Raw genomic sequence first — 12,032 nt, 5'->3', positions numbered from 1 at the left:
CGGTCGGCGTCAGAGGCGGCGTCGGGCGAGCGCGCACGACGCGGTGAACAGCACCGCGCTCATCGCCACGACGAGGATGAGGTTGACGGCGGCGGTAGCAGCGGACGGGGCGGGAGCGGCGAAGGCGCCCTCGCCGGCCCAGATGGTCGGTGCGTGCAGCCAGCCGCCGGCGATGTAGTCGCCCAGCGGGGACAGCAGCGTCCCGGTGACCGTGGGGATCGGCACGATGCTGGTGCTGAGCAGGGTGGCCCAGAACCAGACGGCCACGGCGATCACCCGGACCACCGCCATCGGCAGCACCAGCCCCAGCGTGGCCGCGAAGGTGGTCAGCAGCAGAGCGCTCGGCACGGTGACCGTGCAGAACGCGACCACCGCCCAGCCCAGGGTGGACACGTCACCGGTGGTAAAAGTGAGCACGACAGCCACCACAACCAGCGCCGCGGCCACGGGTGCGAGCGCCGCGGCGAGGCTGCCGGCCAGCGAGCCCAGCATCCGCGCCGCGAGGCTTGAGGGGGTCGCCAGCAGCAACTCGTTGAGCCCGCGCCGGGTGGTGCCGGTGAACCGGTCGGCCAGGGCGACGCTCAGCCCGACGATCACCAGCAGGTTGAAGCTCAGTGACCAGGCACCGACCCGGGCGGCTGCGGTGTCGAGCTTGGCCGACTCGGGCGACAATATCTGGAGGATCAGGCCGATGGCGAGCAGCGGCAGCACCGCCAGCCACACCACCTTGCGGCGCGCCGCCATCTGGAACTCGTACTTGATCGCACCGGCCAGTGCCGGGCTCAGCAAACGACTCATTCCCGGCTCCCGTGGACGAGGCGCTCGGAGGCACCGAGCTTGCGAAGGGCCAGGACCGCGAACGCGATACCGGCGAAGGAGAGCAGCGCCCGGTTGACCTGCCACACCCCGATGAAGCGGTCGAGGTAGAAGATCTGCAGGAACCAGAATCCGATCACGATCACCGAGGCGCCGCTGACCGACCGCAGCCGGGCGGTGGCCCAGGCACCGGCACCGATGAACAGCAGCGCCGGGCCGAGCGGCACCAGGATGGCCGCGATGCCGTGCGCCGGGTGGTTCCACTGGTTCCGGGCGATCAGCACGATGATCAGCGTGGCGGCGGCCAGCAGAGTCACGGCGGTGACCACGAGCAGGCGGCGCAGCACCGTGCGCGGATAGGGTGTGGGCAAAGTGGACTGCAACTCGGGCATTCGCTCCCGGCCGACGGCGGCGACGGCGGCGATCCCCGCGGTGATCGGGAAGACCATCGCCACCAGCCGCACCATGCCGAGACCGACCGCGTCGGCCGTCCCTGCGTTCGCGGCGGCCGCGGCGAAGGAGGCGGAAATGATCCCGCAGGTCGCCAGCCAGGGCAGCGTGAGGCTGGCAACGCCGCAGCGTCTGGCCTCGAATCCCCAGATCTCAACACCTGTCACAACGGGTACGTAGCGGCGGGGGCCCGGGTGGTTCACCGATCTCCGAAGGAAATCTGTTTCGTGCCCGGAACCAGCCGGACCGCGAGCGCCAGGAGGAGCACGGACACGACGGCCGGCACGGGGGAACCGGACCAGATCGCATCGAGCACCGCTCCGACGCCCACATTGGGCACGCGCCGCTGTGGCAGGTCGGCTGCCACCGCGGAGAACCACACCAGGACCCCGGCCACGCTGCCGAGCCAGTACGCCCGCCAGATCGTCAACAACACCGCCACCGAGGCACTGAGGAGCGACGGGCCGAGCCAGCCGGAGATCAGCACCAGGGTGTCGACGGAGTGATCGAGCAGGGCGGCCAGCCCGGTGGCGAGGAGCGCCGCTGTCAGGTCGACTGCCAACACCAGCACCAACCGTGCCAGGAACACGGCACGCGGAGTCACCGACAGCACCATGAGCAGCTCCCGCCTCGGGTCGGTCCGCGGGCCACAGACGGCCAGGCCGCCAGCCAGGAGAAGGAGGCTGACCAGAGCACCGAAGCCGGTGCCCCGCCAGCCGGGGTCGGGCACGAGCACCGCGAGACAGACCGCCAGCGTGAGCCCGACCGCGGTGAGCGGGAGCAGGAGGCCGGGGACCAGCCGGTACTGGGCCGTCACCAGTTGCCGGGCCAGCCGCAACGACCGCCGCAGGCCCGGTCGCGGGACGGTGCCGGGCTCCGGGGTGTCAGCGACCGCACCGGCCGCGACCGCGCGGCGTTGAGCGGCCAGCATCGGTGCGATCAGCGCGTCGAACGACGGCACGGCGGCCGGGCCGGTGAGCATCTGGTCGGCGGTCCGAGCCGCGGCCGCCAGCCGTGCGGTGGCGGTGACCCGGTCCGCGCACGCCGCGCACCCGGTCAGGTGGGCCCGCACCTGCGGGGTCAGCGGTGCGGTGGGATCGGCGGCCCGGACCAGCGCCTCGTCATCGAGATGGGCCATGGCTAGGTCCGGCCGGGTCCGATGGCGGCGGCCAACCGGACCCGCGCGTGCGCCATCCTGCTCTTCACCGTGCCGACCGGAACGCCGAGCACGGCGGACACGTCCCGGTACGGCAGTTCGTCGACGACCGTCAGGATCACCACCTCACGCAGATGGTCCGGCAGCGCCGCCACAGCGTCCGCCAGGGCCATCAGATCCGCTTTGACCAGCACCTGGGCCTCGATGTCCACGGTGGGATCCGCCACCGCCACCGCTTCGGAGAGCTCGGTCGTCGGCGCCGACTGCCGGCGCAAGCGGTTGTGGGCCTGCCGTCGGGCGACGCCCAGCAACCAGCCACGCACCGACGAGTCACCCCGGAACGAACCGGCCGCCTGCCACACTGCCAACCATGCCTCCTGCATGATCTCCTCCGCCACCGACCGGTCGGACACCAGCCGCTGCAGCAACCGCAGCATCGTGCCGGCGTGCCGCCCGTAGAGCTCACGTAGCGCGTCCTCGCTGCCCTTGGCCAGCGCCTTCATCAGCTGCTCGTCCGAATCCACTGCCATGTACGTAGCCACTCCCGCCCGCGCGGTTCACGCCGCAGCCGGGGATTTTCAGTCGCGCCTCCGGCAATGTCCTCGGCGGGATCGCCGCCCGCGTTGGCGCGGGCCGTCCACCTGATCCCGGCCCGGCCAACGGCGTCTCGACGGCAGAAGTCAGACGAACCGCCGCCGGTGATGCCGCTCAGACCCGCACGATCATCTTGCCGGTGTTGCCGCCGTGCAGCATCGACAGGAAGGCGTCCACCAGGTTCGTGATGCCGTCGACGACCGTCTCGTCCGTCATGATCCGCCCGTCGCGCAGCCGGGGCACGGCGAACTCCTCCAACTCGCCCTGCAGGTGCCGGTAGTCGCGGACCAGGAACCCTTCCAGCCGCAACTGCTTGCCGACGATGTCGAAGAGGTTGCGCGGAGCCGCTGGCGGGGTCAGCGCGTTGTACTGGGCCACCGCCCCGCACCAGGCGATCCGGCCGTGGTCACGCAACGCATCGATGGCCGCCGCCAGGTGGTCCCCACCGACGTTGTCGAAGTAGACGTCGATGCCGTCCGGTGCCGCCGCGGCCAGTTGGGCACTCAGCTCACCCGCCGAGTAGTCGATCGCGGCGTCGAACCCCAGGTTGGTGACCAGGTGCTTCGCCTTGGCCGGGCTTCCGGTGCTGCCGATGACCCGGTCCGCACCCAACTGCCGGGCGAACTGACCGACCGTGCCGCCCACCGCGCCGGCCGCGGCCGAGACGAACACCGTCTCTCCCGGTTGCACACGGGCGATGCGGGTCAACCCGACGTACGCGGACAGCCCCGTGCCGCCGAGCACCCCCAGGTACGCGGTGAGCGGCACGCCGGGCACCGCGGGAAGCACCCGGACCTCGGCCGGGGTGACCAGCGCGTGGCTGCGCCAACCCTGGCGGTGGAAGACCAGGTCGCCGACGTCGAGCCCAGGAGCGGCCGAGGCCACCACCCGACCGATCGACCGGCCCTCCATCGGCACCCCCAGGCCGTCGGAGTCCATGGCCTCCCGCATGTACGGATCGACCGACAGGTAGACGTTCTCGACTAGTGCCTGCCCGGCGGCCGGCACGGGAGTGGGGATCTCGAGGTAGGCGAACTGCTCGGGGCTGGGCGCGCCGTGCGGCCGCGCCACCTGGTGTACGACGACAGACATGCTGATCAGCCCACCCCGATCAGGCGGGCAGGACCAGCGTTTTAGCATATTGCTAAATGATTACGTACCAGCTCACCGTCAACGACCTCGCCGACATGCGGTTCGCGTACTCGCCGCTGCTGGAGACCGCGACCAGCCTGTGGGCGCTGCGCTGGCCGGAACGGTACGTCCTGCACCTGCCGTGGATCCGGCGGGCCCGAGCGGCACTGGCCGACGCGCCCGGCGCCCGGCTGGAGATCCTCGACGGTCTGCTCGGTGCCGAACGCGGCTGGCTGCCTGACTTCGTGACGCCCCGGCCGGAAACGCCGCTGCCCGAGTTCGCGGACGAGTTGCAGCGGGTACGGGACACGCCGGTGACGTCGGCGGTGACCGACTTCCGCGCCGTCTACGGACGTCACCCGCTGCCGGCCGTCACCGATCCGGCCGTCGTCGCGGACACCCTGCACTGGTACTGGCAGCTCGCGATCGAACCGTACTGGCCCCGCATGCGCGCCGTACTGGAGGCCGACATGCTGCACCGGGCCCGGCTGCTCGCCCGCGACGGCGCCGGGGGGGTACTGGTCGAACTCGACCGCCGGGCCCGCCTCACCGACGGTTACCTCCGCCTGTACGCCGGTCACGCGCTGGACTACGACGTCGACGTCGCCGGCCGGGGACTCTGGCTGGTGCCGGCCCTGTTCCTGCCACAGACGGTCAGCCCTGTCGGCCCGGATCAACCGCCGACGGTGGCCTATCCAGCGCGCGGCATCGGCACGCTGTGGGAGTCCGCCCCGTCCCGGCCCCCCGAGGCGGTCAGCGATCTGATCGGCGCCGCCCGCGCTGGCCTGCTGACCGCGATCGACGGCCCCGTCTCCACCACCGAACTGGCGCGGCGGCTTGGGGTAACCCCGGGAGCGGTGTCCCAGCACCTCGGTGTGTTACTCCGGGCGGGTCTGCTCAGCCGGGCCCGGGCCGGCCGGGTGGTGCTCTACGTCCGGACGGACCTCGCGGAACAACTGCTACAAGGCGGTCCGGCCGGTGGAAAGGCAACCGATGACACCGACAAGGTCCACCCGGTACCAGGGAAGTCGGGGTGACGGGCCCGTAGGACACCCCGACTTCCCTGATACCGAGTTGATCAAAGCTGCCCTGCGGGCGGCTGCGCTCCAGCTGATCTTGGCGAGGAAGCGGGCGAGGTGCGGGTCGAACCTCGCCGGGTCGGCGGCGGCTATCTCGGCCGGCGACCACCAGCGGGCGTCCGCAAACTCCGTCGATCGAGCACGAACCGCTTCCCGCGATGCGCGGGAAGCACGAACCACAGGCTGACGTCGGTGTGCCCGTGGTCGATGCCGACCGTACGCGTGACGGTCAGGAACACCGGCTGACCATCGAGGTTGTCGGCATCGATCCCGAGTTCTCCCCGTGCCTCCCGGCGGGCGGTCTGCACGGGGTGCTCGTCCGGCTCGACGTGGCCACCGGGCGGCAGCCAGAGGCCGGCGTTGACGTGGTCCACCAGCAGGACACTGCCGTCCGCGGCATCGACCGGCACGACGTACGACACGAGATGACGCGATGGGGCCGCTGGCTTCACCTGGCGAAAGACGTCCTCGGTGGCCGTCAACCATCGTAGGGTGTCCGCCCGGTGCTCTGCTTCCAGCTCGTCTCTCCCCGTCGGTCATGTCGAGTCCGACCACCTGCTTGACGAATCCGTCCCAGCACATGCACGACAGCCGGCCTTGGTCCTAACACCCGTACGAGGGGTCACAGCACCCATGCGTCTCTGTCTAACTTTCGGCATGTTCGTTTGGTCGTACCAGTTTGGGCAGGTTGATCTGTATGCCGGCACCGGCCGCGACCGGGTCGACCGCTGTCCGAGGCCTCATTGACGCCGGCGCCGGAGCTGTCGCCCTTGCAATTCGTGCCCGTGCGACCCGCTGTGACCTGCGGTGGGAGACGTCCGGATGGCGCTGTGAGCCGCTGTGAGCGGGAACCGTGTTCGCCGGAGCACACAAACACGGGTTTGAGGGTGCGGAATTCTTCCCGCCCGGCCCGTGCCGGGCACCCGGGAGGTTCCGCCCGCCGCCGGGCCCGGACATTGTCGGGCCGCCGCGAGCTGGACGCCTCGGGTGCCGCGCAGTGCTTGGTGCGCTGACACCTCATCGAACACCGCAACCCGTGAGGGAGGACGAGTTCCTCCCGAGGCCAGTGCGGCTGATTGCGCGTCCCGTTCTCCGGGTCCGGTGGCGGTCCCCTTGACCGTCCGCTAGCGCCCCCGCCGCCCCACCCTGGTGACGGCAACGGGGCTGGAGGTGACCCCCTCATGTCCCGCATCCCGGCACGACTGCGTGCCCTCACCCTGCACCGCACCGTCCGTCTCGCCGGCCGGACCGCCGCCGTCGCGGCCCAAGTCGCTCTTCTCCTGTCCGTTCCAGCGGCGGCGTTCGCCGACACGCGCGAGCCGGTGTACATGGCGGTGAACTCGCTGCCGGTTGTGATCGGCAACCTGCAGGCGTGGCTGATGGGCATCCTCGCCGCCGTCGCCACCCTGTTCCTCGTCCTGGCCGGCGTCTACTGGGCTACCGCCGGGGGTGACCCGGCCCAGGTCGACAGGGCCAAGGGTGCGCTGAAGAACGCCCTGGTCGGTTACGGCCTGGCGGTTCTCGCGCCGGTGCTGCTGCAGGTCGTCCCAGGGCATCGTCGGAGGCTGAGGCCGTTATGGGTTGGCTGCTCGATCAGATCCTGGACTGGCTGGCGGCGGCGATCATGGCCTGTCTGGACGCGCTGACCGGGGTGATCAGCAGCGCGCTGCTGGTCACCCCGAACGTCACCGCGCTGCCGCAGGTGCAGGCGTTGACCGGCCGTTCGGTCCTCGTCGTGGACACCGTGTTCGTCCTGGCGTTCATCGCCGCTGGCGTGCTCACCATGACCGCCCGCGGCAGCGAGGGCTCTCGCTACACCGTCAAGGACCTCATACCCCGGTTGATCGTCGGCTTCGTTGCCGCTCACTTCTCGCAGCTGTGGTGCGGCGCGCTCATCGATCTCGCCAACGCCCTCACCGCCGCCCTCACCACGCCCGAGGGTGACAGCGACGGAGCGCTGCGAGAGATCAAGGCTCATATCGCCGCCGGGCAGGACAAGATGGCGGTGCTGTTGTTCGTCGTCTGCGTGGCCATCATCGCGGTCCTGCTTGCCAGCACCGCGTTCAGTGTGATCGTCAGGTTCGCCGTCGTGCTGGTGCTGACCGCGTTCGCTCCCCTGGCACTCGCTTGCCACGCGCTGCCGCAGACCGATCCGCTCGCCCGGCTGTGGTGGCGCTCCTACGCTGGCATCCTCGCGGTGCCGGTGGTGCAGGGGTTCACCCTCTACGCCGGGCAGTGGATGCTCACCGATCCGGACCACCTGCTGCCCGTGCTCGGGCTGCCGGTGGATCCGGGCGGGGTGATCAACCTGTTCGTGGTCATGGTCATGCTGTGGACCACGCTGCGGGTGCCCGCTCTGATGCGCCGCTACGTGGCCGCCGGCGGCGGTGGCGGGGGCGCGAACAAGCTCGGCGCGGCGGTGCGGGTGATCGTGGTGCAGCAGGTCACCCGGTCGTTACCCGGCCTGGGCCGGATCCGGGCGGTGACCCGATGAGCCGCCTCGACCGGGACGACGAGCCGGGGCGGGCGCGGATGCCGACGGGCGCTTCATACTGCCCTCTCTGCGAGTCTTGTTGGGGTTGCTGGATTCGGACACTGAATCCGGGTTCAGGGGCGCGGGTCGTGGACTGGCTCGGCGTCGTCCGGCCAGTTCGACGTGAAGATCCAGTCGAGGCCATCCTCCCCGGCTGTATCCAGATGGGCAGCGCGACGCAGGCCGGCGCGTGCGGCGACCCTGAGCGACGCCGTGTTGTCAGGTCGGACTCTCGCGATGATCGGCTGGTCGGGCAAGTGCGCGATTGCCCAGTTGACGACTGCGGTGGCGGCTTCGGTGGCTACTCCGTTGCCCCAGGCCTGCGGGTCGAGGCGGTAGAAGAGGTTCAGAACAGTGCGGCCATGCAGCTGCATCAGCTTGATGCCGCAGAAGCCGAGCGGCTGGTGGGTCTGCAGCTGGCTGTGGACCGTCCAGTAGCCGAAGCCGTGCTGGTTCCAGTGCTCGTTCCAGCGTTGGTAGCGATCCTCGGCTTCTGCCCGGTTGGCAAGGGCGTCAGCGGGATTGTGGGCGTAGGCCCTCGGATCGCTGTGGATTCGATAGATGGTGTCGATGTCAGCGCGGGTCGGGCGGCGCAGCGACAGCCGAGGAGTCAGCAGTTGCTCGTTGTCGATCAGGTCGGCGTGGCCCATGTCTGGATCTTCTCCTTCCGGTTCCGGCGCCGCCGCGTCGGGGTTCGACTTGGTGGCGGATTCGGCACGTCAGGTAATCATTGGTCGCGTGGGCTTGAGCCGGAACGAGGCGGCGACTTTGCGCCGGTAGATGGCTTGGGTGTCGAGGTCCCAGGGGATGCACCAGCGCCCGCTGGGACCCTGGCGGGCGGGGGCCTGTCCGTGAGCGAGCCAGTTGTAGATGGCATCGGCAGGAATGCCAAGCTCGGCGGCGGCTTGCTTGACGCTGACCTCGCCGGTCTGGACTGCGACGGTGCGAGGTCCGCGGATCGTGTGGTAGGCGCGGACGCGGGCGACGCCAGCCTTGGTCCAGCGGTGACCGCGTCCGGTGCGAAGCCCTTGCGCGTTGAGCATCTCGGCGAGTTGCTCGCTGGTGTGGGTGGCACCGTGGCGGCGGATCAGGTCGAGCGCGGCGGCGGAGGTGCGGCCGGGTCCGATGCGGCCGGCGGTGATCTCGTCGGCGGCGCCGGTGTGCCAGCGCACGCCGATGCGAACTTCGTCCTTGTGCTGTTCGGGCAGCAGAGTGACATCGGCGATCAGGGTGCGCAGCAGCCGTTTGCGGTCGCGGGCCTGGGTGTCCGGGTGGTGCCACAGTTTCGGCAGGTCGGCGGCCAGGGCCAGCAGGGCGTCGCGTTCGGGCAGTGGTGGTGGGGCCGCTCGGGCGGTGGCCAGGGCGGCTTCAGCGTCGGCGAGCGCCTGGAGCTTGGTTTCCCACTTGCTCTCCAGGGTTCGGGCGACGAGCCGGTTGTCGGGGTCGACGTTGCTGAAGGCGCGTTCGGCGCGGTCGGCTTCGTAGCGGGCGCGTTCGACGGCGAGTTCGGCGGCGCGGTGGCTGCGGGTGTAGCGGTCGGTCAGCTCGTCGGCTGACGGACCTGCTCGTCAGGGTCGACGATCACCTCGCCGTCGTCGTAGACGAAGCCGACAGCCAGCGGCGAACGCAGTTCACCACGGTGCGCGGCGGCCAGTTTCGCGCCGTGCAGGCGGCCGGTGAGCAGGTGCAACTCGGCTTCGCTCATGCTGCCCTTGAGGCCGAGCAGGAGGCGGTCGTTGACGTCCGACAGGTCGTAGACGCCGTCGGCGTCGACCAGCAGCGTGTCGGTGAGCCGGGCCAGTTCCAGCAGCCGGGCGAACTCGCCAGACCAACGCGCGAGCCGGGACACCTCCAGGCCGAAGATCGCGCCAACCTCGCCGCGGCACACCCGGGCCAGCAACTCGGTGAACCCGTCGCGGTGTGCGCCGAACCGGCCGGACACGCCCAGGTCGGCGTCGATGGTCAACACTCCGCCGGGTGACCAGCCCATCTCCACCGCGGTCGCGGCCAGCCCGTACTGCCGGGTCGTGGATTCGCCGTGCACCCGGACCTGCACCACGCTCGACTGGCGTACATACACCACCGCCAACCTGCCGCGATGCGATGCGGTGATCTTCGACGAGGCCTTCACCGCGACCTGCCCCGGCCAGGAGCACCGCGGCGGTCATGTTGGCCACCGCCATCACCGCCTCGACCTGGTCCCAGCCGGCGTCCACGCCTCATCCCCGTTCGCACCGTCCGGCCGGGTGATCCTGCACTGTCTGCACTGTCCACAACAGAGACGATCATTCCTCATCTCCGCTGTCGTCACGCAGCCGGCATGCCAGCGCGTCAACCAGCTTCCGCGCGGCGGTAAGGCCGTCAACGGCAAACCGCTCTGGCAGCACCTCGGGTCCGCGATCGGTCCATGACTGCGGCAGCGAGATCCGCCGCTTGCCACCGTCGACCTCGCACACGAACACCAGTACGCCCCTTATTCGGGCGGTGAACAACACCGGTAACTCCTCACCCGTCAATGGGTGAAAGGGTGTGTAACGACCAATGAATCCGAAGAAGAACTTCGACGACGAGCCCTATAGAGCTCGTATCCCGGCCGACGTCGACGCCCCCGACAAGGTGCTTTACGGGCTGACGTTCCGGCAGTTGGCCATCCTCGCCATCGCCGCCCTCGCCTTCTACGGCGCATGGCGGGCCCTGCACGACCTGCTGCCGGCGCCGGTGCTGCTCGGCGCGGCTGTCGTCATGGGTGGGCTGGTGTTCGGCATCGCCGTGGGCCGCCGCGACGGGCTGTCCCTGGACGTGTGGCTGCTCGCTGCCGTGCGGCACTCGCGGGCACCGCGGGCCCTGTCGACCACCGACACGACGTCGAAGACACCGGATTGGGTGCAAGCCCCGAGGAGCAGGGTGGTGCTGCCCGCGCCGTTGAAGCTGCCCGCCGACGCGATCGCCGACAGCGGGGAGATCCGCCTTGGCAGCGCCCGGGCGGCGATGGTCGCCGCCACCAACGTCAACCTCGCTCTGCGCACCCCGGACGAGCAGGTCGCGCTCGTCGACACGTTCGGCCGGTGGCTCAACTCGCTGTCCACGCCGACGCAGATCGTCGTGTCCGCGCAGCCGGTCGACCTGCGCTCTCACGCGCGCAAACTCGCCCACGCGGCGGACGAACCCGGACTCCGGGGGCGTCGTGTGGTGGGACCGGTGGGCGCAGGAGAACCACAACTCGGTCGTGCTGGCTCGCTCCGGCGCGGGCAAGAGCTACTTCGTCAAACTCGAGATCCTGCGGAACCTGTACCAAGGCGTTCAGATCGCAGTCGTCGACCCTGAGGACGAGTACCTGCGACTCGCCGACGCCGTCGGCGGGACCGTCGTGCGCCTCGGCCATGCCGGGGTGAAAGTCAACCCGCTCGACCTGCCCGCCGGAGATACCCGTCCGGACGTGCTCACCCGCCGCGGCCTGTTCCTGCACACCCTCACCGCGGTGCTGCTCGGGCAGCAGCCGCCGCCGGCCGAACGCGCCGCCCTGGACCGGGCGATCCTGGCCGTCTACCGGCAGGCCGGCATCACCGCCGACCCGGCCACCCACCACCGCCCGGCCCCGCTGCTGCGCGACCTCGCCGCCACCCTGCAAGCCGACGCGGATCCCGCGGCGCGGCAGCTCGCCGCCCGGCTCGCCCCCTGGGTTGAAGGGTCCTTCTCCGACCTGTTCGACGGGCCGACCACCACCCGCCCGGAGGGGCACCTCATCGTGTGGTCGCTACGGCAGCTGCCCGACGAGCTACGCACCGTCGGCACGCTGCTCGCCCTCGGCTCCATCTGGCGCGACGTTGACGCCCCCGGCCGGACCAGCCCGGCCACCCGCCGCCTCGTCGTCGTCGACGAGGCGTGGCTGCTCATGCGCGACGGCGAAGGCGCCCGGTTCCTGTTCCGCATGTCCAAGGCCGCGCGCAAGCGCAATGCCGGGCTGACCGTCATCACCCAGGACGTCGGCGACGTCCTCGGCACCGACCTCGGCCAAGCCGTGGTCGCCAACGCCGCCACCCAGGTGCTGCTCAAGCAGGCCCCCCAGGCCATCGACGACATCGGCGACGCGTTCGGCCTCACCGCCGGGGAACGGCGGCTACTGCTCGCCGCCCGAACCGGGCAGGGGCTGATCATCTCCGGCACCAACCGCAGCAGCTTCGAGGCCATCTCCTCGAACGGAGAGCACCTGGTGTGCACGACCCGGCCGGCGGAGCTGGCCGCCCTCGACGACGAGGAGGCAGACGACCTATGA

General features: G+C 70.4%; 15 protein-coding genes and 1 pseudogene. 6 read left to right on the top strand and 10 right to left on the bottom strand.

Annotated features, from left to right (window positions below; all coding sequences use genetic code 11):
• Positions 1-9: 9 nt before the first annotated feature.
• The 5 genes from OG505_RS03650 to OG505_RS03630 form a co-directional block, all read right to left on the bottom strand.
• Positions 10-798, bottom strand: coding sequence for a hypothetical protein (locus OG505_RS03650; RefSeq protein ID WP_405430959.1), 789 nt, complete (start codon positions 796-798; stop codon positions 10-12).
• Positions 795-1,433: a hypothetical protein gene (locus tag OG505_RS03645; RefSeq protein WP_405430957.1), complete on the bottom strand. Its 639-nt coding sequence runs from the start codon at positions 1,431-1,433 to the stop codon at positions 795-797. The genes OG505_RS03650 and OG505_RS03645 overlap by 4 nt, the downstream gene beginning before the upstream one ends.
• A gap of 32 nt (positions 1,434-1,465) precedes the next feature.
• Positions 1,466-2,404: a hypothetical protein gene (locus OG505_RS03640; protein ID WP_405430955.1), complete on the bottom strand. Its 939-nt coding sequence runs from the start codon at positions 2,402-2,404 to the stop codon at positions 1,466-1,468.
• 2 nt (positions 2,405-2,406) lie between these two features.
• A complete protein-coding gene (locus OG505_RS03635) occupies positions 2,407-2,952 on the bottom strand; it encodes an RNA polymerase sigma factor (protein WP_405430953.1) in 546 nt (181 codons plus the stop codon).
• 178 nt (positions 2,953-3,130) lie between these two features.
• Positions 3,131-4,108 (bottom strand): NADP-dependent oxidoreductase, encoded by a 978-nt coding sequence (locus tag OG505_RS03630; RefSeq protein WP_405430952.1) that lies wholly within the window; start codon positions 4,106-4,108, stop codon positions 3,131-3,133.
• A 56-nt stretch (positions 4,109-4,164) separates the two neighbouring features.
• On the opposite strand from OG505_RS03630, the gene OG505_RS03625 reads away from it, so the two are divergent.
• A complete protein-coding gene (locus OG505_RS03625) occupies positions 4,165-5,184 on the top strand; it encodes a helix-turn-helix domain-containing protein (protein WP_405430951.1) in 1,020 nt (339 codons plus the stop codon).
• Between the two features lie 131 nt (positions 5,185-5,315).
• Here OG505_RS03625 and OG505_RS03620 read toward each other — a convergent pair whose 3' ends face one another.
• On the bottom strand, positions 5,316-5,648 hold the full coding sequence (locus OG505_RS03620; RefSeq protein WP_405430949.1) for an NUDIX domain-containing protein: 333 nt from the start codon (positions 5,646-5,648) through the stop codon (positions 5,316-5,318).
• 759 nt (positions 5,649-6,407) lie between these two features.
• On the opposite strand from OG505_RS03620, the pseudogene OG505_RS03615 reads away from it, so the two are divergent.
• Together OG505_RS03615 and OG505_RS03610 are read left to right on the top strand one after the other, a co-directional pair.
• A pseudogene (locus OG505_RS03615) lies at positions 6,408-6,795 on the top strand (pilin).
• 7 nt (positions 6,796-6,802) lie between these two features.
• On the top strand, positions 6,803-7,720 hold the full coding sequence (locus OG505_RS03610) for a conjugal transfer protein TrbL family protein (protein WP_405430947.1): 918 nt from the start codon (positions 6,803-6,805) through the stop codon (positions 7,718-7,720).
• 113 nt (positions 7,721-7,833) lie between these two features.
• Here the strand turns inward: OG505_RS03610 and OG505_RS03605 are convergent, their stop codons facing one another.
• Both OG505_RS03605 and OG505_RS03600 read right to left on the bottom strand, forming a co-directional pair.
• Positions 7,834-8,409, bottom strand: a complete 576-nt coding sequence (locus OG505_RS03605; RefSeq protein WP_405430946.1) for a GNAT family N-acetyltransferase — start codon at positions 8,407-8,409, stop codon at positions 7,834-7,836.
• A gap of 69 nt (positions 8,410-8,478) precedes the next feature.
• On the bottom strand, positions 8,479-8,931 hold the full coding sequence (locus OG505_RS03600; RefSeq protein ID WP_405430945.1) for a hypothetical protein: 453 nt from the start codon (positions 8,929-8,931) through the stop codon (positions 8,479-8,481).
• On the opposite strand from OG505_RS03600, the gene OG505_RS03595 reads away from it, so the two are divergent.
• The gene (locus OG505_RS03595; protein ID WP_405430943.1) at positions 8,920-9,315 is read left to right on the top strand and encodes a hypothetical protein; all 396 of its coding nucleotides are present in this window, start codon (positions 8,920-8,922) and stop codon (positions 9,313-9,315) included. The genes OG505_RS03600 and OG505_RS03595 overlap by 12 nt on opposite strands.
• Here the strand turns inward: OG505_RS03595 and OG505_RS03590 are convergent.
• Entirely contained in the window at positions 9,300-9,890 is a 591-nt protein-coding gene (locus OG505_RS03590) for a recombinase family protein (protein ID WP_405430941.1), read from the bottom strand. The two genes, OG505_RS03595 and OG505_RS03590, sit on opposite strands and share 16 nt — an antisense overlap.
• 154 nt (positions 9,891-10,044) lie before the next feature.
• A complete protein-coding gene (locus OG505_RS03585) occupies positions 10,045-10,254 on the bottom strand; it encodes a hypothetical protein (protein ID WP_405430940.1) in 210 nt (69 codons plus the stop codon).
• 46 nt (positions 10,255-10,300) lie between these two features.
• Here OG505_RS03585 and OG505_RS03580 point away from each other — a divergent pair, with 46 nt between their 5' ends.
• Both OG505_RS03580 and OG505_RS03575 read left to right on the top strand, forming a co-directional pair.
• Positions 10,301-11,083 (top strand): PrgI family protein, encoded by a 783-nt coding sequence (locus OG505_RS03580; RefSeq protein ID WP_405430938.1) that lies wholly within the window; start codon positions 10,301-10,303, stop codon positions 11,081-11,083.
• Positions 10,986-12,032, top strand: a complete 1,047-nt coding sequence (locus OG505_RS03575) for a VirB4 family type IV secretion system protein (RefSeq protein WP_405430937.1) — start codon at positions 10,986-10,988, stop codon at positions 12,030-12,032. Before OG505_RS03580 ends, OG505_RS03575 begins: the two co-directional genes overlap by 98 nt.

This window comes from Micromonospora sp. NBC_00617, assembly GCF_045161355.1.
Taxonomy (GTDB): domain Bacteria; phylum Actinomycetota; class Actinomycetes; order Mycobacteriales; family Micromonosporaceae; genus Micromonospora.
This window is presented reverse-complemented; position numbering and strand designations above follow the sequence as displayed.

Excerpts from the sequence above, each read along its gene's own strand:
- OG505_RS03650 (WP_405430959.1), bottom strand. The coding sequence starts at position 798 with ATGAGTCGTTTGCTGAGCCCGGCACTGGCCGGTGCGATCAAGTACGAG.
- OG505_RS03640 (WP_405430955.1), bottom strand. The coding sequence starts at position 2,404 with ATGGCCCATCTCGATGACGAGGCGCTGGTCCGGGCCGCCGATCCCACC.
- OG505_RS03635 (WP_405430953.1), bottom strand. The coding sequence starts at position 2,952 with ATGGCAGTGGATTCGGACGAGCAGCTGATGAAGGCGCTGGCCAAGGGC.
- OG505_RS03630 (WP_405430952.1), bottom strand. The coding sequence starts at position 4,108 with ATGTCTGTCGTCGTACACCAGGTGGCGCGGCCGCACGGCGCGCCCAGC.
- OG505_RS03625 (WP_405430951.1), top strand. The coding sequence starts at position 4,165 with ATGATTACGTACCAGCTCACCGTCAACGACCTCGCCGACATGCGGTTC.
- OG505_RS03610 (WP_405430947.1), top strand. The coding sequence starts at position 6,803 with ATGGGTTGGCTGCTCGATCAGATCCTGGACTGGCTGGCGGCGGCGATC.
- OG505_RS03605 (WP_405430946.1), bottom strand. The coding sequence starts at position 8,409 with ATGGGCCACGCCGACCTGATCGACAACGAGCAACTGCTGACTCCTCGG.
- OG505_RS03580 (WP_405430938.1), top strand. The coding sequence starts at position 10,301 with ATGAATCCGAAGAAGAACTTCGACGACGAGCCCTATAGAGCTCGTATC.